The sequence below is a fragment of the Salipiger sp. ABF4_146 genome (genome assembly GCF_056161345.1).
Genome location: NZ_JBSWYX010000027.1, coordinates 1 through 23277, shown reverse-complemented (window position 1 = coordinate 23277; position 23277 = coordinate 1). Strand labels below are relative to the sequence as shown.

Annotated in this window: 23 protein-coding genes and 1 tRNA gene; 14 read left to right on the top strand and 10 right to left on the bottom strand. The window is 66.3% G+C overall.

Annotated elements, in window-relative coordinates; translation table 11 throughout:
* Positions 1-3 precede the first annotated feature (3 nt).
* The 4 genes from ACXAJT_RS24365 to ACXAJT_RS24350 are packed head-to-tail and all read right to left on the bottom strand — an operon-like array spanning position 4 to position 3495.
* Complete coding sequence (locus tag ACXAJT_RS24365) at positions 4-837, bottom strand: metal ABC transporter permease (RefSeq protein WP_475240395.1); 834 nt, start codon at positions 835-837, stop codon at positions 4-6.
* A complete protein-coding gene (locus tag ACXAJT_RS24360) occupies positions 834-1688 on the bottom strand; it encodes a metal ABC transporter permease (protein ID WP_475240393.1) in 855 nt (284 codons plus the stop codon). Before ACXAJT_RS24360 ends, ACXAJT_RS24365 begins: the two co-directional genes overlap by 4 nt.
* A complete protein-coding gene (locus tag ACXAJT_RS24355; RefSeq protein WP_475240388.1) occupies positions 1685-2563 on the bottom strand; it encodes a manganese/iron ABC transporter ATP-binding protein in 879 nt (292 codons plus the stop codon). Before ACXAJT_RS24355 ends, ACXAJT_RS24360 begins: the two co-directional genes overlap by 4 nt.
* 23 nt (positions 2564-2586) lie before the next feature.
* Positions 2587-3495 carry a metal ABC transporter substrate-binding protein gene (locus ACXAJT_RS24350; protein ID WP_475240381.1) on the bottom strand — a complete coding sequence of 303 codons (909 nt, stop codon included), beginning with the start codon at positions 3493-3495 and terminating at the stop codon, positions 2587-2589.
* A 161-nt stretch (positions 3496-3656) separates the two neighbouring features.
* On the opposite strand from ACXAJT_RS24350, the gene ACXAJT_RS24345 reads away from it, so the two are divergent.
* From ACXAJT_RS24345 to ACXAJT_RS24320, 6 genes are all read left to right on the top strand, one after another.
* On the top strand, positions 3657-4079 hold the full coding sequence (locus tag ACXAJT_RS24345) for a Fur family transcriptional regulator (RefSeq protein WP_475240374.1): 423 nt from the start codon (positions 3657-3659) through the stop codon (positions 4077-4079).
* A gap of 143 nt (positions 4080-4222) precedes the next feature.
* Positions 4223-5017 carry a uracil-DNA glycosylase gene (locus tag ACXAJT_RS24340; RefSeq protein ID WP_475240367.1) on the top strand — a complete coding sequence of 265 codons (795 nt, stop codon included), beginning with the start codon at positions 4223-4225 and terminating at the stop codon, positions 5015-5017.
* Positions 5014-5607, top strand: a complete 594-nt coding sequence (locus ACXAJT_RS24335) for a hypothetical protein (protein WP_475240364.1) — start codon at positions 5014-5016, stop codon at positions 5605-5607. Before ACXAJT_RS24340 ends, ACXAJT_RS24335 begins: the two co-directional genes overlap by 4 nt.
* 22 nt (positions 5608-5629) lie before the next feature.
* Entirely contained in the window at positions 5630-6172 is a 543-nt protein-coding gene (gene moaB / locus ACXAJT_RS24330) for a molybdenum cofactor biosynthesis protein B (protein ID WP_475240362.1), read from the top strand.
* 108 nt (positions 6173-6280) lie between these two features.
* Positions 6281-7759, top strand: coding sequence for an efflux RND transporter periplasmic adaptor subunit (locus ACXAJT_RS24325; protein ID WP_475240358.1), 1479 nt, complete (start codon positions 6281-6283; stop codon positions 7757-7759).
* Positions 7760-7763: 4 nt separating this feature from the next.
* Positions 7764-11147 carry an efflux RND transporter permease subunit gene (locus tag ACXAJT_RS24320; protein WP_475240352.1) on the top strand — a complete coding sequence of 1128 codons (3384 nt, stop codon included), beginning with the start codon at positions 7764-7766 and terminating at the stop codon, positions 11145-11147.
* 25 nt (positions 11148-11172) lie between these two features.
* Here ACXAJT_RS24320 and ACXAJT_RS24315 read toward each other — a convergent pair whose 3' ends face one another.
* Positions 11173-11979, bottom strand: a complete 807-nt coding sequence (locus ACXAJT_RS24315) for a protein-disulfide reductase DsbD domain-containing protein (protein WP_475240348.1) — start codon at positions 11977-11979, stop codon at positions 11173-11175.
* 135 nt (positions 11980-12114) lie between these two features.
* On the opposite strand from ACXAJT_RS24315, the gene ACXAJT_RS24310 reads away from it, so the two are divergent.
* On the top strand, positions 12115-12699 hold the full coding sequence (locus ACXAJT_RS24310; protein WP_475240345.1) for a YqgE/AlgH family protein: 585 nt from the start codon (positions 12115-12117) through the stop codon (positions 12697-12699).
* Between the two features lie 124 nt (positions 12700-12823).
* On the opposite strand, the gene ACXAJT_RS24305 is transcribed toward ACXAJT_RS24310, so the two are convergent.
* On the bottom strand, positions 12824-13771 hold the full coding sequence (locus ACXAJT_RS24305; protein ID WP_475240342.1) for an L-threonylcarbamoyladenylate synthase: 948 nt from the start codon (positions 13769-13771) through the stop codon (positions 12824-12826).
* A 127-nt stretch (positions 13772-13898) separates the two neighbouring features.
* Here ACXAJT_RS24305 and ACXAJT_RS24300 point away from each other — a divergent pair, with 127 nt between their 5' ends.
* From ACXAJT_RS24300 to ACXAJT_RS24285, 4 genes are all read left to right on the top strand, one after another.
* Positions 13899-15599 carry an acyl-CoA dehydrogenase gene (locus ACXAJT_RS24300; protein WP_475240340.1) on the top strand — a complete coding sequence of 567 codons (1701 nt, stop codon included), beginning with the start codon at positions 13899-13901 and terminating at the stop codon, positions 15597-15599.
* The gene (locus tag ACXAJT_RS24295) at positions 15599-16633 is read left to right on the top strand and encodes an MBL fold metallo-hydrolase (protein WP_475240338.1); all 1035 of its coding nucleotides are present in this window, start codon (positions 15599-15601) and stop codon (positions 16631-16633) included. Before ACXAJT_RS24300 ends, ACXAJT_RS24295 begins: the two co-directional genes overlap by 1 nt.
* Before the next feature lie 104 nt (positions 16634-16737).
* Complete coding sequence (locus ACXAJT_RS24290) at positions 16738-16872, top strand: aa3-type cytochrome c oxidase subunit IV (RefSeq protein WP_475177407.1); 135 nt, start codon at positions 16738-16740, stop codon at positions 16870-16872.
* Positions 16873-16965: 93 nt separating this feature from the next.
* A complete protein-coding gene (locus ACXAJT_RS24285) occupies positions 16966-17592 on the top strand; it encodes a hypothetical protein (protein ID WP_475240334.1) in 627 nt (208 codons plus the stop codon).
* Between the two features lie 17 nt (positions 17593-17609).
* On the opposite strand, the gene ACXAJT_RS24280 is transcribed toward ACXAJT_RS24285, so the two are convergent.
* The 4 genes from ACXAJT_RS24280 to greA all read right to left on the bottom strand — a co-directional run bounded on the left by ACXAJT_RS24280 (position 17610) and on the right by greA (position 20227).
* Entirely contained in the window at positions 17610-17936 is a 327-nt protein-coding gene (locus tag ACXAJT_RS24280) for an AzlD domain-containing protein (RefSeq protein WP_475240332.1), read from the bottom strand.
* On the bottom strand, positions 17933-18634 hold the full coding sequence (locus ACXAJT_RS24275; RefSeq protein ID WP_475240329.1) for an AzlC family ABC transporter permease: 702 nt from the start codon (positions 18632-18634) through the stop codon (positions 17933-17935). Before ACXAJT_RS24275 ends, ACXAJT_RS24280 begins: the two co-directional genes overlap by 4 nt.
* A 74-nt stretch (positions 18635-18708) precedes the next feature.
* Positions 18709-19728, bottom strand: a complete 1020-nt coding sequence (locus ACXAJT_RS24270) for a hypothetical protein (protein ID WP_475240326.1) — start codon at positions 19726-19728, stop codon at positions 18709-18711.
* Positions 19729-19756: 28 nt separating this feature from the next.
* Positions 19757-20227, bottom strand: coding sequence for a transcription elongation factor GreA (gene greA / locus ACXAJT_RS24265; protein WP_475240323.1), 471 nt, complete (start codon positions 20225-20227; stop codon positions 19757-19759).
* Positions 20228-20545: 318 nt separating this feature from the next.
* On the opposite strand from greA, the gene ACXAJT_RS24260 reads away from it, so the two are divergent.
* The 3 genes from ACXAJT_RS24260 to ACXAJT_RS24250 form a co-directional block, all read left to right on the top strand.
* Positions 20546-22192, top strand: coding sequence for an electron transfer flavoprotein-ubiquinone oxidoreductase (locus ACXAJT_RS24260; protein ID WP_475240320.1), 1647 nt, complete (start codon positions 20546-20548; stop codon positions 22190-22192).
* Positions 22193-22324: 132 nt separating this feature from the next.
* A tRNA-Ser gene (locus tag ACXAJT_RS24255) sits at positions 22325-22414 on the top strand.
* Between the two features lie 499 nt (positions 22415-22913).
* Positions 22914-23277: DUF6880 family protein (locus ACXAJT_RS24250; RefSeq protein WP_475240317.1), on the top strand; the 364-nt coding region annotated here is incomplete at its 3' end.

The following is a 23277-nucleotide window of genomic DNA, read 5'->3' as shown; positions in this document are numbered from 1 at the left end:
GTCTTACCCCTGCGCCGAAGCCCGGCGGGTGAGGATTATGCGCCGGGCCAGCGCCGCGAGGAACATCGCAGTGAGGATCAGGATGATCGTCGGCGCCGGAGCACTGTCGATGTGAAAGCTCAGGTAGGTGCCGGCCAGCATCGCCGACAAGCAGGCCGCGCAGGCCGCCGCCATCATCTTGCCGAAGCTGCGGGTCAACAGAAAGCCGATGGCGCCCGGCGCGATCAGCAGCCCCACGGCGAGGATCAGCCCGGTGGCCGCAAGTGTCGCCACGATGGTCAGCGAGATCAGCGTCAGCAGCCCGTAGTGCAGCAGGGCCACAGGCAGGCCGCTGGCCTGCGCTTGCGCCGGGTCGAAGGCGTGCAGAAGCAGGTCCTTCCACTTCAAAAATAGCGCAGCGCTGACGAACAGAGAGATCAGTCCGGCGGACCAGAGGTCCTCCGCGCCCACGCCCAGCATGTTGCCAAAGAGGATGTGGTCGAGGTGCACATTGGTGTGGATCTGCGTGTAAAGCACGATCCCCAGCGCAAACATCCCCGAGAAGACCACGCCCATCACCGTATCCTGCTTCACCCGGCTGTTGCCCGCAAGAAATCCGGTGGCCAGCGCCGTGATCATGCCGGCGGCGAAGGCGCCGAGGATCAGCGGCAGGTTCAGGATATAGGCCAGCACCACGCCGGGGAGGATGGCATGGCTGACCGCATCGCCCATCAGCGCCCAGCCCTTGAGCACCAGAAAGCACGAGAGCAGCGCAGTAGGAATGGCGACGAGCACGCAGATCGCGAAGGCATTCTGCATGAAGGGAAACTGGAAGGGCAGGGTAAGCGTCTCCATCATGCCGCGTCCTCCAGCGCAGCGCGCGCCTTGCGTTTCGCCGCAAGGCGCCCGTGTTTCGGTGCGAAGACGAAGGTCAGCAGGAAGATCAGCGTCTGCAGCAGCACGATGATGCCGCCGGTCGCGCCGTCGAGGAAGTAACTGAGATAGGCGCCGGCGAAGCTGGTCACCGTGCCGATCGCCACCGAGGCAATGATCAGCCGCGGAAACCGGTCGCACAGCAGGTAGGCGGTGGCCCCAGGCGTGACCACCATAGCGACCACCAGAAACGCGCCCACCGTCTGCATCGCCGCCACCACGCAGGCCGAGAGCAGCACGAAGAACAGCGCCTTCAGCAGCCCCGGTCGCAGCCCGATCGAGCGCGCGTGGCTCTCGTCGAAGAATACGACCATCAGGTCTTTCCACTTGGCTAGAAGTACCGTCAGCGACACCACGCCGATGATCGCCAGCTGCAACGTGTCGCCCGGCGTGATGGCTAGGATGTTGCCCATGGTGATGGTCTGGATCGACACCGCCATGGGGTTCACCGAGGCCATGAACAGACCCAGGCCGAAAAAGGAGGTGAAGATCAGCCCGATAATCACGTCGCTCTTCAGCCCCGAGCGGTCCGACAGCAGCAGCATCGCCGCCGCCGCCAGCCCGCCCGACAAGAAGGCCCCCAGGGCGAAGGGCAGGCCAAGCATGTAGGCGCCGGCAACCCCCGGCACCACCGAGTGTGAAAGCGCGTCGCCGATCAGCGACCAGCCTTTGAGCATCAGATAACTCGACAGAAAGGCACAGACCGCGCCGACCAGCGCCGAGACCCACATGGCGTTGGTCATGTAGCCGTAGGTGAAAGGCTCAAGCAGGCTCATTCCTCGCGCTCCTTGGCGGCGCGGCGGGTTTCGCCGCCGTAGCGCACCAGCGGGCGCTCGTCGTCGGTGAGGATCGACACGCGGCGCGGGTCTTCGTCGTCGTGCAGGTCCGGCCCTTCGATGGTGAAATGCCGCAGCACCCCGCCAAAGGCTTCCTCCAGCGCGGCGCGGGTGAACGTGGTTTCCGTCGGGCCGTGGGCAAGCACCGTGCCCTTCACCAGCACCGTGCGGTCGCAAAATTCGGGAACCGTGCCGAGGTTGTGGGTCGACACCAGCATGACGCGGCCCTCGGCCTTCAGTTCGCGCAGCAGGGCGATGATCTGCGCCTCGGTCTTCACATCAACGCCGGTGAAGGGCTCGTCGAGCAAGATCACCTGCCCCTCCTGCGCCAGCGCGCGGGCGAGGAAGACGCGCTTCTTCTGCCCGCCCGACAGCTCGCCGATCTGACGGTGGCGAAAGTCGCTCATGTTGACCCGCGCCAGCGCTGCCTCGACCGCGGCATAATCGGTCTTTGACGGGCGGCGCAGAAAGCCCATATGTCCGTAGCGGCCCATCATCACCACGTCTTCGACCAGCACCGGGAAGGACCAGTCGACCTCTTCCGACTGCGGCACATAGGCGACGAGGTTGCGCTTCAGCGCCGCCTTCACCGACTGGCCAAGCAGGGTGATATCGCCCTGTGCCACCGGCACAAAACCCATGATCGCCTTGAACAGCGTCGATTTGCCCGCGCCGTTGACCCCCACGAGCGCGGTGATCGTGCCGCGTGGGATCTCGAAACTGGCGCGGCGCAGGGCGGTGTGGCCGTTGCGGTAGGTGACGGTGACGTCCGCGACGCGGAGGCCGTCCCCGGTGCTGACTGGGCTGTCCTTCATCCTAGCCTCCCCGGGCTTTAGGGTCATTGCGCCGCGATGCCGTCCGAAAGACCCGTGGCGATGGTCTCGGAGGTCACGCGCAGCAGATCAAGGTAGCTCGGCACCGGGCCGCCGGGCTCCGACAGGCTGTCGACATAGAGCACGCCGCCATAGGCGGCGCCGGTCTCGCGCGCCACTTGCTCGGCGGGGCGGGTGCTGACCGTGCTCTCGCAGAACACCGTTGGAATATCGTTGTCTCGGACTCCGTCGATCACCGCGCGCACCTGCTGTGGCGTGCCCATCTGGTCGGCGTTCATCGGCCAGAGGTACAGTTCCTGCATGCCGAAATCGCGCGCCAGATAGCTGAAGGCGCCCTCGCAGGTGACCAGCCAGCGCTGCGCCTCCGGGATTTGCGCGATCTGATCGCGCAGCGGCTCGATCGTGCCCCGCAGCCGCGCCTTGTACGCTTCGGCGTTGGCCGCGTAGGTGTCGGCGTTTTCCGGGTCCTGTTCGGCGAAGGCGGCGGCAATGTTGTCGATATAGACTTGCGCGTTCTCCAGCCCCATCCATGCGTGCGGATTGGGCTGGCCCTCGTAAGCGCCCGCCGCGATCGGGATGGGATCGATGCCGTCCGACAAGGTGACCGAGGGCACGTCTCTGAGGTTCGAAAGGAATTGCTCGAACCACAGTTCGAGGTTCAGCCCGTTCCACAACACCAGATCGGCGCCTTGTGCCCGGACAATGTCGCGCGGCGTCGGGGCGTAGCCGTGGATCTCGGCGCCCGGCTTGGTGATCGAGACCACCTCGGCGGCATCGCCGGCCACCTGTGCCGCCATGTCGGCCAGCACCGTGAACGTGGTGACGACCTTCAGCTTTTCCTCCGCCGCGGCCTGCTGGGCGACGAGCAAGCCAAGCGCGGTGAGCGCGGCGATGTGGCGAGGGGTGGCGGGCATGGGGCTCTCCTGGGCAGTTCGATATCAGATGTAAATGCGAGGCATTCGCAGAAGTCAAGGCAGATGCGAGCCGTTCGCATCTTTTTGTGGAGCCTCCGCTGCGGCGTGGTTGCCTCGCCATGGGGCAGGAGATAGAAAACGGCTCTGAACAGGAGATGCTCATGACCTCGGTGTCATCGGATTTTGCACAGGCGCTGCGGGATGCGGGGCTGCGCGTGACGCAGCAACGCATGATCGTGCTGTCGGTGCTGATGGAATCCGGGGATCATCCCAACGCCGACGAGCTTTTCGCCCGCACCAAGGTGATCGATGGCTCGGTGTCCTTCGCCACCGTTTACCGCACGCTTTCGGCGCTGGAAGAGGCGGGGTTGATCCGCAAGCTCAGCTTTGAGCACGAACCGGCGCGCTTTGAACTGACCCCGGCGGCCGAGCACGATCATCTGGTCGACGTCGACACCGGGGAGGTGATCGAGATTGAGAGCGAGGAGATCGAACGTCTGCGCCGCGATCTGGTCGAGCGCCTCGGCTACGAGATCATCAGTCACAATACGCTGATCCGCGCTCGCAAGAAGCCGCGCTCGTGAGGATCTGTTTGGGAGATCTGATCTTTCATTGTTCTAAGAAAACGCATGGCATTCGCTTCGGCCAATGCGGCACCACGCGTATTTCGGGAACAATGAAGTCAGGGGCGATTTGCTCTGCCGTCGGGCTCGGCTAGGGTCAGAATATGGATTCGGGGATGGATTGGCACTGGGCCCGCGCGGCGCTCGACTGGCAGGTCGAACTGGGCATCGACGAGGCGATCGGCGAGGCGCCGGTGGACCGTTTCGCGCATGAAGCGGCAGAGCAGGCGGCGCGCGCCGCGCCCGCCGCCGCGCCCGAGCCTCAGGGCGGTGGCGTTGCGCCGCCCCCAGCCGAGCCGGCTGGTCCCGATCCCGTGGCGCTGGCCCGCGATGCCGCGCGTGGTGCCGGCAGTCTCGAGGCGCTGCGCGAGGCGATGGCGGCGTTCGAGCATTGCGAGCTTCGCCGCGGCGCGCGCAACCTTGTGTTCTGCGATGGTGTGCCCGAGGCGCGGGTGATGATCGTCGGAGAGGCACCGGGACGCGACGAGGATCGGCAGGGCAAACCCTTCGTCGGTCGCGCCGGTCAGTTGCTGGACCGCATGCTGGAGGCCATTGGGCTCAGCCGGTCCCAGTCGGTCTATATCACCAACGTTCTGCCGTGGCGTCCGCCACAGAACCGCGATCCGCGCCCCGACGAGATCGCCATGATGACGCCGTTCCTGCTGCGGCACATCGAACTGGCCGACCCCGATCTGCTGGTGATCATGGGCAATATTTCCTGCGATGCGCTCTTGGGCAAACGCGGCATCACCCGCCTGCGCGGCACGTGGGCCGAGACGGCGGGCCGGCCGGCGATGCCGATGTTCCACCCCGCCTACCTGCTGCGCCAACCGGGCATGAAGCGGCACGCCTGGGCCGATCTGCTGGAGCTTCAGGCCAAGCTCAAGGCGTTGGGGTGAGGCCGCCTGCGGCGCGCGCCGGGGCCGGGTTGCTCTGCGTCCTGCTGGGCGGCGGGTTGGCGGCGGGCGCGTTCGCGAAAACCGAGGCGCGGGGCTTTCAGCCCGACTTCGAGGCGCTTTTCGCGGATCACTCTGGCCAAGTTGCGTCTCCGGCGCCGGGGGTGGAGGTGCTGGAACTGCCGGGGCCGGTGATCGTCACCCGCAGTAGCGGGCGGCACGTCCGCGCCGAAGACCAGAGTGGCCATGGCCGCGCCGGATGCGCGCTGGAGCGGCTGATCGAGATCACCGCCGCGGTTCAGATATGTCCCGAGCTGCTGAGCCAGCACGCGCGCGACCGGTTGGCGAGCCTTCTGCTGCGCGCCGCCGCGTTCGCGGGCCGCAACACCTATCCGCCGCTCACTTCAACGGAGCAGAAGAGCGCGCTGCGCGCGGCGCTCGCCACCGCGCGAAAGGACGAGGCCGGTCTGTGTCCGGCGCCCGACGCCGATTGGGTGCGCTTCGCCCGTAACTTGGCCACTGACGCGGCGGCGCGCCGTTTCGATCGTATCTTCTCGGTGCCGCGCCTGCCGCTGGCGCAGCCCTGTCCCTGACCCCCAGACCTGCGGAGGCCGTATGAGCCGTATCGACGAAACCCAAGAGTTCATCCCCGTGCGCATCGCCGTGCTGACCGTGAGCGACACCCGCAGCCTTGCCGACGACCGCTCGGGCGACACGCTGGTGGCGCGGCTGACCGACGCGGGGCATAAGCTGGCGGATCGCGCAATCGTGAAGGACGACCGCGCGGGAATTGCCGAGCAATTGCGGGTCTGGATCGCGGATCCGGACGTGGATGTGATCCTGTCCACCGGTGGCACCGGGCTGACCGGGCGCGACGTCACCGTCGAAGCGCATCGCGACGTCTACGAAAAGGAAATCGAAGCGTTTGGCACCGTCTTCACCATTGTTTCCGTGCAGAAAATCGGCACCTCTGCGGTGCAGTCGCGGGCCACGGGCGGGGTTGCGGGCGGCACCTATCTGTTCGCTTTGCCCGGCAGCACCGGGGCCTGCAAGGACGCATGGGACGAGATCCTGCGCTGGCAACTCGACTATCGGCACCGCCCTTGCAACTTTGTGGAAATTTTTCCGCGTCTGGACGAGCACAAGCGACGGAAATGACCCGCGCCCGCGTATACTTGTCACGGCTTTCATTGCGCGCAAGCTCGGGCATAAGGTGGTAGCAGCCAGACAGAGGGGCAACGCTCCTCCATTTCGCGGGACGATCACATGCGGTTTCTTCGGCGGAGCCTGACCGGGCTCTTTCTTCTTTCGCTGACGCTGGGCCTGCTGGTCTGGGCCGGGCTTTTGGTGCGGGACGCCGTGCAGACGCGGCTGTCGGATGAGCCAAATATCCCCGAGGCGCGCGAGCGGGTGTTCGCGGTCAATGTGGTGGAGGCACGGCAGGGCCGCCTATCGCCTGAGATGACCGCTTTTGGCGAGATCCAGAGCCGCCGGACTCTGGAATTGCGCACAGCCGTGGGCGGTACGCTGATCGATCTTGCGCCGGAGTTTGTCGAGGGCGGGCGCGTTGCGGCGGGCACGCTGTTGGCGCGGATCGACCCGGCGGACTCGCAAGCGGAGCTGGAGCGTGCGCAGAGCGCTTTAGAGGATGCCGAAGCCGAGCGGCGCGAGGCAATCCGTGCGGTTGAGCTGGAAAAGGATGCTCTGGCGGCGGCCGATGAACAGGCCGCGCTGCGGCAGCGCGCCTATCAGCGGCAAACCGATCTGCAGTCGCGCGGTGTCGGCACCTCGGCGCTGGTGGAAGAGGCCGAACTGTCGGCCTCTTCGGCGCGGCAGGCGGTGGTCACCCGGCGACAGGCGCTGGCACTGGCCGAGGCGCGGGTCAACCAGAGCGCCACGGCGCTCGCGCGGGCACGCATCGCGCTCGACGAGGCGCAGCGGCGGCTCGACGAGACCGAGATCCGCGCCGGGTTCGATGCCCAACTCGAAGATGTTTCTGTTGTCGCCGGACGCCGGGTCTCGGCCAACGAACAGTTGGCCACGCTGATTGACCCGCAAGCGCTGGAGGTGGCGTTCCGGGTTTCCACCCAGCAGTATCTGCAATTGCTCAACGCTTCGGATCGCCCGCGCGAACTGCCGGTGACGGTGACGCTCGACTTCTATGGCGCTTCGGTTAGTAGCGCGGGCACGCTCACCCGCGAGGGCGCGGCCGTGGGCGAGGGGCAGACCGGGCGTCTGCTGTTTGCGTCGCTGGAGGCTCCGCGCGGCTTCAAGCCCGGCGATTTTGTCACCGTGAAGATCGCCGAACCCGCGCTGGAGCAGGTGGTGCGCCTGCCCGCGACAGCGCTGGGGGCGGATGGCGATGTGCTGGTGATCGACGCCGACGCGCGGCTCGAGGCGGTGCCGGTGGAGCTTTTGCGGCGGCAGGGGGATGAGGTCATCGTGCGGGCCGCGGCCCTCGACGGGCGGCTCGTCGTCTCTGAGCGTACGCCGCTGCTGGGCGCGGGGATCAAGGTGCGTGCGCTCAACGCCGAGGCGTCGGCGGGCGGGCCGGGCGCACCGGATGCCGCCACCGAGGCGGCGATGCTGGAGCTTAGCGCCGAGCGCCGCGCCCAGCTTGTCGCCTTTATCGAGGGCAGCAATGGCATGCCCGCGGACGCCAAGCAGCGGTTGCTGGCGCAACTGTCGGAGCCCAAGGTGCCGGCGCAGGTGATCGAACGGCTTGAAGCGCGGATGGGAGGCTGAGCCCATGCGCCATATCCCCGGATCCGCCAGCGGCCTGCTGAGCTATTTCACCCGCCACCGCACTGTGGCCAACCTGCTTCTGGTGATCCTTCTGGGTGCGGGCCTTCTGGCAGTGCCCAACATGCGGGCGCAGTATTTCCCGGACGTAGTGGAAGACGAGATCGACGTGAGGGTCAACTGGGATGGCGCCGGGGCGCAAGACGTCGACAACGCCATCGTACAGCTGCTCGAACCAACGCTACTGGCGGTCGAGGGGGTGGTGGCCACCGAGAGCCGTTCGCGCGAGGGTTCGGCGCGGATCGAGCTGGAGTTCGAGCCGAACTACAACATGGCCAAGGCACTGGACGATGTGCAGACCGCCGTGGACAGCGTCGATAACCTTCCCGAAGAGGCAGATGATCCGCGCGTCACCTCCGGCGGTTGGCGCGACCGGGTGACCGATGTTGTGGTCTCGGGGCCGGTGGCGGTGGACCAACTGGGGCGCTTTGCCGACGAGTTCGTCGTGCGCCTGTTTGCCGAGGGCGTCACGCGCACCACCATCCGCGGCGTCGCCGCGCCGCAGATCATCGTCGAGGTGCCGACGGCCAATCTGCTGGGGTACGATGTGACCATGCAGCAGATCTCAGAGGCGATCGCCGCCGAGGTGGACGCCGCACCCGCCGGGGATGTGACCGGGGCCAACGCCCGCGTGCGGGCCGGGGTCGAGAAACGCGCGCTGCGCGACATTGCCGCCATCGTGCTGCGCTCACAGCCGGACGGCACCAAGCTGACCATCGGTGATGTGGCGCGTCTGCGCGAAGAGGGGATCGACCGCGAACGCGCCTATTTCGTCGGCGACAACCCGGCGATCTCGGTGCGGGTCGACCGCTCTGCCGACGGCGATGCCATCGACATCCAGCAGACCGTGGCCGAGGTCGCGCAGGAATTTCAGCCGGTGCTGCCTGAGGGCACGACGATCGAGCTGATCCGCACCCGTGCAGAGGCGATCACCAATCGGCTCGATCTGCTGCTGGGCAACGGCCTGACGGGGCTCGTGCTGGTGGTGGGGCTGCTGTTCCTCTTCCTCAACGCCCGCACCGCCCTTTGGGTGGCGGCGGGGATCCCGACTGCGATGCTTGCGGCGCTGGCGCTGATGTATGCCTCGGGGCTGACGCTTAATATGATCTCGCTGTTCGCGCTGATCATCACGCTGGGCATCGTTGTGGATGATGCCATCGTGGTGGGCGAGCACGCCGACCACCTGCACCGCAAGGGGCTGCCCCCGGTGGAGGCGGCGGAGACCGCGGCGCGGCGCATGGCGCTGCCGGTGTTCAGCTCGACGCTGACCACGGTCATCGCCTTCTTCGGGCTCACCGCCATCGGCGGGCGCTTCGGCGAGATGATCGCCGACATCCCGTTCACGGTGATCGTGGTGCTGATCGCCAGTTTGATCGAGTGCTTCCTGATTCTGCCCAATCACATGGCGCATGCCATCGCCAAATCGACCGAGCATCATTGGTACGACTGGCCCTCGCGCATGGTGAACCGGGGCTTCCGCTGGGTGCGCGAACGCCTGTTCCGGCCTTTCATGGCGGGGGTGATCACCGCGCGCTACGTGGTGCTGGCGCTGGCGGTGCTGCTGCTGGCGGCGCAGGCGGCAAGCTTTATCCGCGGCGACGTGGTCTGGCGCTTCTTCAATTCGCCCGAGCGGCCCTCTGTCAGCGGCAATTTCGCCATGGCACCGGGGGCGACGCGGGCCGACACGCTGGCGCAAATGCGCGAGATGCAGCGCGCCACCGAGGCGCTCGGGCGCGAGTATGAAGAGCGCTATGGCCGCAACCCGCTCGACTACGTGATCGCCGAGATCGGCGGCAACTCCGGTCGGCCGCTGGCCGAGGCCGAGAACAAGGAGGCGGATCAACTGGGCGCCATCTCGATCGAACTGATCGAGCCGGACCTGCGGCCCTATTCCAGCTACCAGTTCGTCGGCGAGTTGCAGGAGCGGGTGGCGGCGATGCCCATGGTCGAGGTGATCAGCTTCCGCGGCTGGCGCTCGGGGCCGGGGGGCGATGCGCTCGACGTGCAGTTCTACGGCGCCGATGCCGCGGTGCTGAAGGCCGCCGCCGAGGATCTCAAGCAAGCCGTGCTGCGCTTTCCCGAGGTGTCGGCGGTCGAGGACAATCTGTCGTACGACAAGGACGAACTGGTGCTGGAGCTGACCCCGCAGGGGCAGGCGCTGGGTCTGACGGTGGATGATCTGGGCCGGGTGCTGCGCGGGCGCATCGGCGGGCTTGAGGCGGCGACTTTTCCGGTGGGCCCGCGCAGCGCCGAGATCCGGGTCGAGCTGCCGGAGCGCGAACAGACCGCCGACTTCCTGCAGCGCACGCAGATCCGCACGCCCGAGGGTGCCTATGTGCAGCTGGCCGATATCGTACGGGTGGACCGCCAGAGCGGCTTTTCCACGGTGCGCCGCGAGAACGGGCTGCGCACCATCTCGGTCAACGGCGATATTTCAGAGGACGATCCAGAGCGCGCCGCCGACATCCTGCAGGCGCTGCAGGAGGACATCCTGCCCGCCATCGCCGCCGAGCGGCAGGTGGAGTTCCGCACCGCGGGCATGGCCGAGGACGAGCGCAACTTCCTTTCTGACGCCGGCACCGGGCTGGTTCTGGTGCTGCTGGGCATCTACCTTGTTCTGGCGTGGGTGTTCGCCAGCTGGACGCGCCCGCTGGTCGTGATGGCGGTGATCCCCTTCGGCCTTGTCGGCACGATCTACGGGCATGCGCTTTGGGACGTGCCGCTGTCGATGTTCACCGTGGTCGGCCTGCTGGGCATGACCGGCATCATCATCAACGATTCCATCGTTCTGGTGACGCAGATTGACGAATACGCCCCCGACCGCGGCATGTTTCAGGCGATCATCGACGGCGCAGCGGACCGGCTGCGCCCGGTGTTCCTGACCACGGCAACCACGGTGCTGGGCCTTGCGCCGCTGCTCTATGAGCGCAGTTCTGACGCGCAGTTCCTCAAGCCGACGGTGATCACGCTGGTCTACGGGCTGGGGTTTGGCATGCTGCTGGTGCTGCTCGTGGTGCCGGCGCTGCTGGCGGCGCAGCACGACATCGGACGCCGGATTGCCGCCTTCCGCCGCGGGGCGCGGCACCGGCATCGGCGCGTGCGGGTGCTGATGCTGGGGTTGCTTGGGCTGGTGCTGGCGTGGCTGGGCGCGACCATGGGCATTGTGGCGCTGACCGGCGCACTGCTTCCGGGGCTGGCGATCGGGCCGGTCGCCGCGCTGCCGCCGGTGGTGGCGGGCTTTGCGCTGTTCATCGCCGGGGTGGCGCTGGCACTGGGGCTGATCTGGCTGGTCACGCTGGGCAGCAAGCTACGCCGCCACCGCACGAGTTGAGCGACCACAGCGGGCAGGGGTGCGCTCAGGACGAGCAGCCGTGAATGTCCACCGCGTGCTGCTTGCCAAGCACGGTGATCCGCAGCTTCGAGCGATCGAGCGCAAACGCCTTGCCCTCCATGTGCATCAGCTTGGTCTTGCTGACCAGAGTGGCTCCCTCGCGACGGGTTTTCGGCTCGGAGGCCCAAATCTCGGGCTGACCGGCCTCGACGACGAGTTCCTCTTGGCCGCCGGCAGAGGGCATGTCGATCTCGGTTCTCAGCAGCATCCCGCCTTTCTTCGCCGGGCTGATCGCGCAGCGCACCGCGCCGACGCGCGCTTCTTGGGCGCTGAAAGGGGCCTCTGCCAGCGCCGCGGCAATCACTGGATCGACGCTCTTGCTGTCGGGCAGAGTGGCGCGGACGTGCAGCGTCTGCGGCACGCAGATGTCGCTGCAGACCCCGATCATCATGTTGGCCTCCAGCGTCACCGGCCCGCCCGTCGCCGCCACGCGCAGCGGCAGCACAAGCTCGTCCTTGTAGCCGACCGAGCGCGCACCGGACTGGCGGAACACATGCGGCGTTGGCCACAGCGCGGCGACGTCCGCCACATTGTCTGATCGGCTCCAGTCGAAGACCGGGGGAATGCCGGCATCGCCCGGGGCGCGCCAATAGGTCTTCCACCCCGGTGCCAGCGTCAGGTGCAGCGCCGCCATGTGATCGCCGTTGGGCAGGCGCCAGCCGGGCCGCAGCTCGGCGGTGACCGGCTCCATCGAGGCAGCGGCGGTGGCGATGACGCCGGACATCGCCAGCGTGCAACCAAGGGTGACAGCTCTGAAAGCATTCTGGATCATGCATTTCAAATGGAGGCTCTGAGCGCTCCTGCCAAGTCACATTGAAGCGAGACCGTGGCAATTGTGCCCGCTTGTGTGCTTGCGCCGACACTGCGGGGCGGTCACACTCGGCGGGCAGACTGCAGAAAGGATCCCATGACGCACAGCGAGACCGCCTCCGGCGCCACCGATCTGACCGGCTCTGTCCTGATTGCCATGCCCGGCATGGGGGACGAGCGTTTCGAACACGCGGTGATCTATCTTTGTGCCCATTCCGACGAAGGGGCGATGGGGCTGATCCTCAACAAACCCTCGGCCGATGTGACCCTCGAGGGGCTTTTTGAACAGCTGGGCATCGATGCCGAACCCGGCGCCGGCAGCCAGCCGGTGCATTTTGGCGGACCGGTCGAAATGGGCCGGGGCTTCGTCCTGCACAGCGCCGACTACCGCTCTGAACTGACCACGCTGCAGGTCGATGACGCGATCTATATGACCGGCACGCTGGATGTGCTCGAACATATCGCCCGCGGCGATGGGCCCCGCGACTGGATGGCGATGCTGGGCTATGCTGGCTGGGGGCCGGGCCAGCTTGAGGGCGAGCTGGCCGAAAACGCCTGGCTGGTCTGCCCGGCGAGCCGCGAGCTGGTCTTCACCACGCCCGATTCCGGCAAGTGGAGCGCGGCGCTTGACGTGCTGGGCATCCCGGCGCTGTCGCTCTCCGGCGAGGGCGGTCGGGCCTGAGCGCGCCCGCGCCGTTTTCATTGTTCTCCAAATACGCCCGCCGGAGGTGGTGTGCGTCTTGCCGGATGCAGTGCGCGCGCGACCGCGGGGCCCGCGTATTTTCGGAACAATGAAGCGGTGGCGCTCAGCGCGGTGCGGCGGCGCGGCTGAGGCGGTCGTTGATCGCCACACCGGCGCCGAAATGGGGCACCGGGGCCACGGCGATGATCGTGGCGCCGCTTTCGTCGAGCCGGTGCAGATGCGCAAAGAGATTGGCCGCCGCCTCCTCAAGATCACCGCTCGGCGAGAGGTTCAGATCGCACTCCATGTCGCCAAAGCCGAGCCGGGCCTCGCCCTCGCGCCATTCGGCGGCGTTGAGCCGCATGCGCGCGTTCGGGGCGTAGTGCGATGCGGTCTGCCCGGGGGCCGAGATCGCCTCGCTGTCCTGTCGCCGCATCACCGGATGGCCAAGCGCCTCGGAAAGCTGTTCGGCGCTGATCCCGCCGGGGCGCAGCAGGGTGGGGCGTCCGGAAAGCCCGAGGATGGTGCTTTCCAGCCCGACGGTGCAGGGGCCGCCATCCAAGACCGCGGCGATGCGCCCGTCGAGGCTGGAGAGCACGTGGTCGGCAGTGGTGGGGCTGATCCGCCCCGAGCGATTGGCCGAAGGACCGGCCAGCGGGCCACCGAAGGCGGTCAACAGCTCGCGCGCCAGTGGGGCTGCCGGCAGGCGCACCGCCAGCGTGTTCAGCCCGGCGGTGACCCGGTCGGAGATGCCCGCATCCCAGCGGATCGGCAGCACCAGCGTCAGCGGTCCGGGCCAGAAGGCGCGGGCGACGTTGTCGGCGGTGCCCGACCATTCCACCAGCTCCTTGGCGTGTTCGATGCTGGGCACATGCACGATCAGCGGATTGAAGCTGGGCCGCCCCTTGGCTTCGTAGATCCCCGCCACCGCCGCGTCGTTGCGCGCGTCCGCACCAAGCCCGTAGACCGTTTCGGTCGGAAAGGCGACAAGGTCACCCGCGCGCAGCAACTCGGCGGCGCGGTCGATCCCGGCCTTATCGGCGGGCAGGCGCAGGGTGGAAGTGTCGGGCATCGGGCTATCCGTGACGCTGCGTTCTATTTGGTCGGCGGCGAGCCATGGTCTTAGGGTCGCACCGAAATCGTGGGATCCTCCCTAGCCGAGGGGATCCGACTTGCCAACCGGGATCGGAGGAATTGCCATGGCCTATCGCGCGCCTGTCGCCGAATTTACCTTTTTGCTCGACAAGGTGGTGGGCTTTGATGCGGTGAGCGCGACGGAGCGCCATGCCGAAGCCACCCCCGACATGGTCGCGGCGGTGCTGGGCGAAGCGGGACGGATTTGCGACGAGGTGCTGGCGCCGCTCAACCGCGCCGGCGATCTGCAGGGCGCGGTGCTGGAAAACGGCGTGCTGCGCTCCACGCCGGGCTTTGCAGCGGGCTACAAGGCGATCGCCGAGGGCGGCTGGGTGGCCGTGGCCGGTCCGGCGGAGCATGGCGGCATGGGGCTGCCGCTGACCGTTGCTTCGGCGGTCAACGAGATGATGTCGGGCGCCTGCCTTGCGCTGCATCTCAACCCGCTGCTGACGCAAGGTCAGATCGAGGCGCTGGAGCATCACGCCAGCGAGGAGATCAAGGCGCTCTACCTGCCCAAGCTGATTTCCGGCGAATGGTCGGGCACGATGAACCTGACCGAGCCGCAGGCGGGCTCGGACGTCGGCGCGCTGTCTAGCAAGGCGGTGCCCAATGGCGACGGCACCTATGCGATCACCGGCCAGAAGATTTTCATCTCGTGGGGCGATTGCGATTTCACCGGCAACGTCTGTCATCTCGTGTTGGCGCGCCTGCCCGATGCGGCGCCGGGCACCAAGGGCATCAGCCTCTTTCTGGTGCCGAAATACATCCCCGACGCCAGCGGCGCGCCGGGGGTGGCCAACGATCTGCGGGTGGTCAGCCTTGAGCACAAGATGGGGCTGCACGGCTCGCCGACCTGCGTGATGAGCTTTGAGGGTGCGCGCGGCTGGATGATCGGCGAGGAGGGCGGCGGCATGCGAGCCATGTTCACCATGATGAACAATGCCCGGCTCGGCGTCGGTTGCGAGGGCGTGGGGGCGGCGGAGGGTGCCTATCAGCACGCGTTGAGCTACGCGATGGAGCGCAAACAGGGCCGCACGCCCGAGGGCACCATCGTCGGCCATGCCGATGTGCGGCGCATGCTGGCGGGGGTGAAGGCCGACGTGCTGGCGGCGCGGTCGATTGCGCTAAGCTGCGCGGTGGCGCTCGATATGGCGGCGGCGACGGGCGAGGCGGACTGGGCGGCGCGCGCCGCCTTCCTGACGCCGATCGCCAAGGCCTTCGGCACCGACGTCGGCATCGCCTCGGCGCAGGCCGGGGTGCAGGTCTGGGGCGGCATGGGCTATGTCGAGGAAAGTGGCGCGGCGCAATACTACCGCGACGTGCGGGTCACGGCGATCTACGAAGGCACCAATGGCATTCAGGCGATGGACCTCGTAGGGCGCAAGCTGATGGACGGCGGTGAGGCGGCGGCGCGGCTGCTGGACGAAATCGAGGCGCAATCCGAGGCGGCGAAGGCCGAGATGCCCGATCTGGCCGAGGCGGTCTGGCAGGCCGCCGAGAGCTTGCGCGAGGCCACCGAGGCGCTGGCCGCGCGCCCTATGCCCGAGCGCTTTGGCGTGGCGGTGCCGTATCTGCGCGCCTTTGCCCGCGTGCTCGGGGGGCATTTCCATCTTTGCGCAGCCATGGCAGACCCGGCGGGCGCGCATGCACGGCTTGCGCGGTTCTACATCACGAGGCTTCTGCCCGAGCATGTCGGCCTGTTGGCCGAGGTCGGTGCGGCGGATGCCGACCTGATGGCCATCACTGCCGAGGATCTAGCCGCCTGATGAAGCCCGGATTGCACTACCCGCACGATACGCCGCCCGGATGGGGCGAGGCCACCGAGATCGCCGAGGGCGTTCTGTGGCTGCGCCTGCCGCTGCCGATGAAGCTCGATCATGTGAATTGCTATGCGCTCGATGACGGCGATGGCTGGACGCTGATCGACACCGGTCTCAATTCGGGGCGCGCGCGGGGCATCTGGGAAAAGCTGCTGGCCGGTCCGCTGGCGGGCAAGCCTGTGCGGCGGGTGGTGGTCACCCATCACCACCCCGACCACATGGGGCTGGCGGGCTGGTTTCAGCAGCAGGGCGCGGAACTGCTGACCACGCGCACCGCGTGGTTGTTCGCGCGCATGCTGCAGCTTGATGCGCAGGAGGCTCCGCCGCCCGAGCAGATCGCCTATTGGCAGCGCTGCGGGATGGAGCCGCGGGTGCTGGAACGGCGGCGCGAGGAGCGGCCGTTCAACTTTGCCGATTGCGTCTGGCCGATGCCTCTGGGCTTCACTCGGTTGCAGCAGGGCGACGCCCTGCGCATGGGCGGGCGCGACTGGCAGGTGCATATCGGCAATGGCCATGCGCCAGAGCATGCGACGTTCTGGTCGAAGGACGACGCGCTTGTCTTGGCGGGTGATCAGGTGCTTTCGACGATCAGTTCCAACCTCGGCGTCTATGCCACCGAGCCGGAGGCCGATCCGGTGGGCGATTGGCTGGAGTCCTGCGAGCGACTGGCAAAGATGGCGCGCGATGATCATTACGTGCTGGGCGGGCACAAGCTACCGTTCACCGGGCTGCCTTTCCGCCTGCGTCAACTCATCGACAACCACCACGGCGCGCTCGAGCGTCTGGAAGAGTTTCTCGATACCCCGAAGAGCGCCGGCGGGTGCTTTGCGCCGCTCTTCAAGCGCACCATCGGCGATGCCGAATACGGGCTCGCCATTGTCGAGGCGATGGCGCATTGCCAGCATCTTTACCTGCAGGGTCGGGCGACCCGGACGGAAGGCGCGGACGGTGCGTGGCTGTGGCAGGCCGCGCGCGGCTGACCGGGGTCACGCGCGGCTCAACAACAGGTGACAGCTTGCGCAGAATCCGCTAAGCCTCTGAGCGGAGAAGAAACGCCCGTTGGGGATGGAGACAGGACGGACACATGGCAGACTACAAGCCCGGCAGCATGGACATCACCGAACAAGAGAAGACCTTTCACGGCTTCATCAAGTTCACCATCCGCATGGTCTATGTGATCATCGCGGTGCTGCTTTTCCTGGCGATCTTCAACTCCTGAGCCGCGCGCTTCCGGGAGGAGACATCAGTCACGACGTCAGTCACGTTCGGGCGGCGGAGGAGGCCGCCCGCTGACCGGAAAGGGTCGGCTTTCATGTTCTATCGCGCCACGTTTCTGGCCGGTCTTGCAGCGCTTGCGCTCGCAGGCTGCAGCACGCCGGCCATGCGCTATCCAAATGCAACGCCAGAAGAGGTGGCCGCCGCACGCTATGTCGACGACGGCCCGCCCGCGCTGACGCTTTATACGATGATCAACAACCGCTCGAATGCCGGGGCGCATTCCAGCCTGATGATCAGTGCGCCGTCGCAGCGGGTGATCTTCGATCCAGCGGGGTCGGTGCGGGCGCGCAATGTGCCCGAGGTGGACGACGTGCTCTATGGCGTCACCCCCGAGGTCGAACGCTTCTACGCCCGCGCCCACGCGCGCGAGACCTACCGGGTGCGCATCCAGCGCGTCGAGGTGCCGCCTGAGGTGGCCGAGCAGGCGCTGAAGATGGTGCAGGCGCACGGTCCCGTGTCGCAGACGCAATGCACGGTGGCGACGTCTAAGGTGCTAAGCCAGTTGCCGGGGTTCCAAGGGGTTGGCCGCACGTGGTTCCCCAACAACCTCGCCGACGATCTGGCCGAGATGCCGGGGGTCACCGAGCAGGTGCTGCGCGAGCAGGATGCCGACGACAAGACGCTTGCGATTGCCGCCTTCGAGCGGGCCGCAGAGAACTGAACCGGCGACCAGGTCGGTCAGCCCAGCCAGTAGCCGCCGAGCACCAGCGCGGCGGCGCCGCTGAGAATGGCGAGGATCACGTTCTTACTGGCCAGCCCGACGCCAAGCGTGACGAGCGCCGCAATCAGGCGGGCCGGGTCGGGCTGTCCGTCCGTCGCGGCGGGCCAGACCACCAGCGGCGCCACCAGCGCGGGCATCATCGCCACGGCGGTGTAGCGCAGGTGGCGCGTCAGCCACGCGGGCAGGGGGCGGTCGCCGACGAGCCCGAGGAACAGGAAGCGCAGCGCGAAGCTGCCCAGCCCCAATCCGAGGATCACCAGCCAGAGATCTGCGCGTTCGATCATTGCTGAACCCTCCGTTCGGTCTCGGCTCCGGCCATCATCCCGAGCGCCGCGGCGACGAGCACCCCGAGGTTATAGGGCATCCACGCCAGCAGCAGCGTGCTCAAGGTCGCCACCAGCGCCGCGACCACATGCGCGCCGGTGCGCAGGGCCGGGGCGATCATCGCCAGAAAGGCGATGGGCAGCGCGAAATCGAGACCGAAATCGGCGGGAATGGCTTCGCCGACCCAAGCGCCGATCAGGGTGAAGATGTACCACGGCGGGCAGATCGGGGTCATCGTTCCCATGAAGAAGGCGAACTTCTGCGGCAGGGTCATCTCGGGCGCACGCTCGAATTGCAGCGCCGAAGATGCGTAGGTCTGATCGACGAGGAAATAGGCGCAGAGCGCGCGTTTCCACAGCGGCAGCGCGCCCAGATGCGGGGTGATCGCAGCGGAGTACATCGCCATTCGCAGGTTTACGGCCAGCGCCGAGGCCAGCACGATCAGCGCCGGCACGTGATCGTTCAGCATCTGCAGCGAAACGAACTGCGCCGCCCCGGCAATCACCACGACCGAGAATGACAGCGTGTCGAACAGGTTCAGCCCGGCCTCGGTCGCCAGAACACCGAACAGGGTTGCGAAAGGGCCGATGACCAGCAGGAAGGGCAGGCCCGCGCGTACGCCCTGCCAATAGTATGACCTCGTGTCCGAACCTGCCATGCGATGCCTTGCCTCCCGTCAACCGGGCAAGCCGTAGCGAGGCTTCTCCGAAGATGCAATCGGCAGGGCGCGGCTTAGTCGAAAGCCCCCGCGACACGGCCCAGCAGCATGAAGGCGCGGGCGGTGCGGGTGTTGGCCAGTTCGGTGATCTCGGCGTCGCTGGCCTGCTCTTCGAAGCGCACGAAGGCGCGGTCGTAGAGGCGCAGGAAGTGATGCGCGACGTCCTTGAAGATCGCATCTTGCTTCATGCGGCCCGAGCTCAGTGCCAGCGAGGCCCGGTCGCGCACGCCGCCAAGCGCCGCCACTTCGCGCCCGCGTGTGCCCTTGGCAAAGGCGCGCCAGACCTCGGGGCGGGCCATGTCGGGCTGCAGGTCATCCATGTAGATGCCGTCCTGCGACAGCAGGGTCAGAACGTCCTGCGAGGCCTGAATCAGCTGCGCGGACTGCCGGTCCTTCAGGGCGCGGCGCAGCGCGGCGAAGCCTTCAAGGTCCTCGGCCGTGTCGGGGAAGTTGAGCGCGCGGATGAAGTCGGCATTGGCCAGCGGTGGCTCCAACTCCTCGGCGGGGGTGCCCAGCGACAGCGCCGGCTGGTCGTCGTGGGCGACCGGCTCTGGTGTGGCAACCGGCGCGCTTTGCGCCTGCACCGCCGCCTGCGCGGCGCGGGTGGACCCCAGCATGGCAAGGGTCGTCTCGATCTTGCGCTGCGCCGCGGCCACGTCATCGAGCTTGCGGGCCAGCGTGCTGGCCGAAGGATCGTTGCGACCGGTCTGCGCCTGCGTCAGATAGGATTTGCGGATCGCCTCGATGGCCGTCTGCAGACGCGCGCTTTCCTCGCGCATGATGCGGCTGGCCCGCATGGCCATCGCCGCCACCCAGATCATCGCGATGGGCAGGAAGACGACCATGACCACCAGCAGGAACCGCAACCCGCCCGCGCCGATGGTCTCCCCGCCGCCGAACACATAGCCGCCGGAGATCAGCAACCATAAGACGCTGAAGCCGAGCGCGGCGACCTCGATCCCGGTCATGCCGCGCTTTTCCTCGCGGTCGTAGACGCCGATGGGCGCCGAGCGGCTGTCGTTGCTGTCTGCCATGATGCGGCGCGACCCTTACCTTTGGGTGTTACTTGTACGCGATCGTCAGGATCTCGTAGCTCTTCTCGCCGCCGGGTGTGCGCACCTCGACGCTGTCGCCTTCTTCCTTGCCGATCAGGGCGCGGGCGATGGGCGATTTGATGTTCAGCAGTCCCTTTTCGATGTTGGCCTCATATTCGCCGACGATCTGCCAAGTCTTCTCTTCGTCGGTGTCTTCGTCGACGACGGTGACGGTGGCGCCGAACTTGATCGCGCCGGTCAGCTTCGAGGGATCGATCACCTCTGAGAGCGACATCACGCTTTCGATCTCCTTGATCCGCCCTTCGATGAAGCTCTGCTTCTCGCGCGCAGAGTGGTATTCGGCGTTCTCCGACAGGTCGCCGTGCTCGCGCGCTTCGGCGATGGCCTTGATGATGGCCGGGCGCTCAACGGACTTGAGCGTTTTCAATTCGGTCTCGAGCGCGGTGAAGCCCGCGCGGGTCATCAGTATCTTTTCCATAGAGTCTTTCCGGAACTGTCCCGAGGGCCGCTCTCCGGCCCTTTTGCGTTTGCCGTCTAAAACCATGAGTGGTCAGTTCTGGCAAGAGTGGGGATTGTCCCCGGCTTTGGCAAGGGCGCGCTGCGCTTCGCCGGGGCTGTCGGGCAGGGTGCTGCCGTGGGCGGTGCGCCACTGGGCGGCGTTTTTGCCCGCACAACTATTATTTTCCGAAGGTCGCGTCAGGTACCTTTTATGCCGCGTTTCGATTGACCTGTGCTGCGCCGCCGCGCTACGCCAATCGGCAAGATAAATATAGCCAACAGCCAACGGAGGGCCCCTATGGCCGAGATCGAGCGCGAGTCGATGGAATATGACGTGGTGATCGTAGGGGCAGGCCCGGCTGGCCTCTCTGCGGCAATTCGGCTCAAGCAACTCGATGCCGACCTCGATGTGGTGGTCCTCGAGAAAGGCTCCGAGGTTGGGGCGCACATCCTGTCGGGTGCGGTGCTCGACCCGTGCGGTCTGGATGCGCTGATCCCCGACTGGAAAGACAAGGGCGCGCCGCTCAACGTGCCGGTGACGCAGGACAAATTCTACCTTCTGGGCGAGGCCGGCAAGGTCAGCATCCCGCATTGGCCGATGCCGAAGTTCATGTCGAACGAGGGCAATTACATCGTCTCGATGGGCAATGTCTGCCGCTGGATGGCCGAGCAGGCCGAGGGTCTGGGCGTCGAGATCTTCCCCGGCATGGCATGTTCGGAGCTGGTGTTCGGCGAAAGCGGCGAGATCAAGGGCGTCGTCGCCGGCGAGTTCGGCAAGGATGCCGACGGCAACCCCGGGCCGGGCTACGAGCCGGGCATGGAGCTGCACGGCAAATATGTCTTCCTATCCGAAGGCGTGCGTGGCTCGCTGTCGAAGGAAGTGATCGAGAAGTACAACCTGTCGGAAGGCAAGTGCCCGCAGAAGTTCGGCCTTGGCATGAAAGAGATCTGGGAGATCGATCCCGCCAAGCATCAGCAAGGCCGGGTTGAGCACACCATGGGCTGGCCGCTGGGCGGCAATGCCGGGGGCGGCGCCTTCATCTACCACCTCGACAACAATCAGGTCTACGTCGGCTTCGTGGTGCACCTGAACTACCGCAACCCGCACCTGTTCCCCTACATGGAATTCCAGCGCTTCAAGCATCACCCGCATGTGGCCGAGCTGCTCGAGGGCGGGAAGCGCGTCGCCTATGGCGCGCGGGCGATCTCCGAGGGGGGCTATCAGTCGATGCCGAAGATGGTCGCCCCGGGCGTGGCGCTGCTCGGCTGCTCGGTGGGCATGGTCAACGTGCCGCGCATCAAGGGCAACCATAACGCCATGCTCTCGGGTATCGCCGCGGCCGATGCGGCGCATGAGGCGATCAAGGCAGGCCGCGCGTCGGACGAGTTGACCGCCTATGAGACCGAGGTGCGCGAGGGTGCCATCGGGAAGGATCTGTGGAAGGTGCGCAACGTCAAGCCGCTGTGGTCGAAGACCGGGCTTGCGGGCTCGCTGGCGCTCGGCGGCCTCGACATGTGGACCAACAGCTTCGGGTTCTCGCTGTTCGGCACGGTCAAGCACAACAAGAGCGATGCCGAGGCGACCGAGAGCGCCGCGGCGCACCAGCCGATCGACTATCCCAAGCCAGACGGCAAGCTTAGCTTCGACCGGCTGACCAACGTCAGCTTCTCGTTCACCAACCATGAAGAAAGCCAGCCCGCGCATCTAAAGCTGAAGGATCGGCGCGTGCCGCTGCTCGACAACCTGCCGAAATACGCCGGTCCGTCGCAGCGCTACTGTCCGGCGGGGGTTTACGAGTTTGTCGAGAAGGACGGCAAGACCGAGTTCGTCATCAACTTCCAGAACTGCGTGCACTGCAAGACATGCGACATCAAGGACCCTTCGCAGAACATCAACTGGACGGTGCCGCAGGGGGGAGATGGCCCGAATTATCCCAACATGTGAGGTCGTTGGGCGGCCGTATTTGCCCGCGCTCTTTGCTTGAACAACGATCGAGCCCCGGTTTTGCGCCGGGGCTCAATTTTTTGGCAAACCGCCCCTTGCACCCGGCCCAGACTTTCCGGTAAAGCGGTCCGCGGAGAGGTGGCCGAGTGGTCGAAGGCGCACGCCTGGAAAGTGTGTAGGCGGGGAACCGTCTCGAGGGTTCGAATCCCTTCCTCTCCGCCACCTGCCCGATAGGAAACGTTCTCCGGTCGTGTCGGGCGGACAAAATCATCGTTATTATTGAGAGTTATGAGCGAGCGGCTGTTGACTGTGCCCAGCGCCAAGCAATGCGCCTGTGTTCTCTCTTCCGCTGTTTTCTCTCAAGCTGACGACTGTTCTCGTTTGGTGAGTGGATTTGTAAATAATTATTAATAATGAAATTTATCGCACATATGGCTCCTGCGTTCGGTGCCGGTCGCGACCGCGCAAAAGGTACTCAGGTCGAACGAGCGTGTCTTGCTGCATGAAACTGGGTCGCGAGAGGTGTCGGGCATCGAAGTGCCGGGCACCCGGCATGTCTGGGGAACGGCGAAGGGCGCCGTGTGCCGACGTCGATAATGCAGGGCAGGTGCCGCCTGTACAGTGATTTTTTCCCGGTGTCATGGGCGCTAGCACTGACGCTGGAAGGGTGGAGCGCGCATGGCCCGGAAAGCCCTCAACAGAAAGAACCTGTTCGGACGTATTGGCAGAGCTTCTTTTCGAATTCATGAAGGGAGACGCCGCGCGACAGAGGCGCGTGCGCATGGCGCTGTCTGCGGCTCCGAGCCCGCAGGAAGCTGCGGCAATTGTTCGGAAGCTATTTGCGTCGATCTGGTGGTCCGGCAGCTTCACCGCTTGTAGGACGCAGAAGACGTTCGCGAATGAGCTCCGCGATCTGATCTCTCTGATCGAAACGCGGATCCGCCTAGCGCAGAAAGCCGACGGAAGAGTGGCTGAGAAAAGCTACAACCATGCACTAGGCTCAGGACTCGTTCTCCTTCAAAGCCAGAAGATTACGGTCGCAGCGAGTGCGATTGCTGAGAAGAAGGCTTGTGGGCAGCGGTCGT

Bases quoted from the DNA above. Each gene is read 5' to 3' on its own strand.
- ACXAJT_RS24340 (WP_475240367.1), top strand. From the start codon at position 4,223: ATGGATTCGGGGATGGATTGGCACTGGGCCCGCGCGGCGCTCGACTGG.
- ACXAJT_RS24295 (WP_475240338.1), top strand. From the start codon at position 15,599: ATGAAGCCCGGATTGCACTACCCGCACGATACGCCGCCCGGATGGGGC.
- ACXAJT_RS24305 (WP_475240342.1), bottom strand. From the start codon at position 13,771: ATGCCCGACACTTCCACCCTGCGCCTGCCCGCCGATAAGGCCGGGATC.
- ACXAJT_RS24310 (WP_475240345.1), top strand. From the start codon at position 12,115: ATGACGCACAGCGAGACCGCCTCCGGCGCCACCGATCTGACCGGCTCT.
- moaB (WP_475240362.1), top strand. From the start codon at position 5,630: ATGAGCCGTATCGACGAAACCCAAGAGTTCATCCCCGTGCGCATCGCC.
- ACXAJT_RS24355 (WP_475240388.1), bottom strand. From the start codon at position 2,563: ATGAAGGACAGCCCAGTCAGCACCGGGGACGGCCTCCGCGTCGCGGAC.
- ACXAJT_RS24320 (WP_475240352.1), top strand. From the start codon at position 7,764: ATGCGCCATATCCCCGGATCCGCCAGCGGCCTGCTGAGCTATTTCACC.
- ACXAJT_RS24270 (WP_475240326.1), bottom strand. From the start codon at position 19,728: ATGGCAGACAGCAACGACAGCCGCTCGGCGCCCATCGGCGTCTACGAC.
- ACXAJT_RS24280 (WP_475240332.1), bottom strand. From the start codon at position 17,936: ATGATCGAACGCGCAGATCTCTGGCTGGTGATCCTCGGATTGGGGCTG.
- ACXAJT_RS24300 (WP_475240340.1), top strand. From the start codon at position 13,899: ATGGCCTATCGCGCGCCTGTCGCCGAATTTACCTTTTTGCTCGACAAG.
- ACXAJT_RS24345 (WP_475240374.1), top strand. From the start codon at position 3,657: ATGACCTCGGTGTCATCGGATTTTGCACAGGCGCTGCGGGATGCGGGG.
- ACXAJT_RS24290 (WP_475177407.1), top strand. From the start codon at position 16,738: ATGGCAGACTACAAGCCCGGCAGCATGGACATCACCGAACAAGAGAAG.
- ACXAJT_RS24315 (WP_475240348.1), bottom strand. From the start codon at position 11,979: ATGATCCAGAATGCTTTCAGAGCTGTCACCCTTGGTTGCACGCTGGCG.
- ACXAJT_RS24275 (WP_475240329.1), bottom strand. From the start codon at position 18,634: ATGGCAGGTTCGGACACGAGGTCATACTATTGGCAGGGCGTACGCGCG.
- ACXAJT_RS24365 (WP_475240395.1), bottom strand. From the start codon at position 837: ATGATGGAGACGCTTACCCTGCCCTTCCAGTTTCCCTTCATGCAGAAT.
- ACXAJT_RS24350 (WP_475240381.1), bottom strand. From the start codon at position 3,495: ATGCCCGCCACCCCTCGCCACATCGCCGCGCTCACCGCGCTTGGCTTG.
- greA (WP_475240323.1), bottom strand. From the start codon at position 20,227: ATGGAAAAGATACTGATGACCCGCGCGGGCTTCACCGCGCTCGAGACC.
- ACXAJT_RS24285 (WP_475240334.1), top strand. From the start codon at position 16,966: ATGTTCTATCGCGCCACGTTTCTGGCCGGTCTTGCAGCGCTTGCGCTC.
- ACXAJT_RS24260 (WP_475240320.1), top strand. From the start codon at position 20,546: ATGGCCGAGATCGAGCGCGAGTCGATGGAATATGACGTGGTGATCGTA.
- ACXAJT_RS24325 (WP_475240358.1), top strand. From the start codon at position 6,281: ATGCGGTTTCTTCGGCGGAGCCTGACCGGGCTCTTTCTTCTTTCGCTG.
- ACXAJT_RS24360 (WP_475240393.1), bottom strand. From the start codon at position 1,688: ATGAGCCTGCTTGAGCCTTTCACCTACGGCTACATGACCAACGCCATG.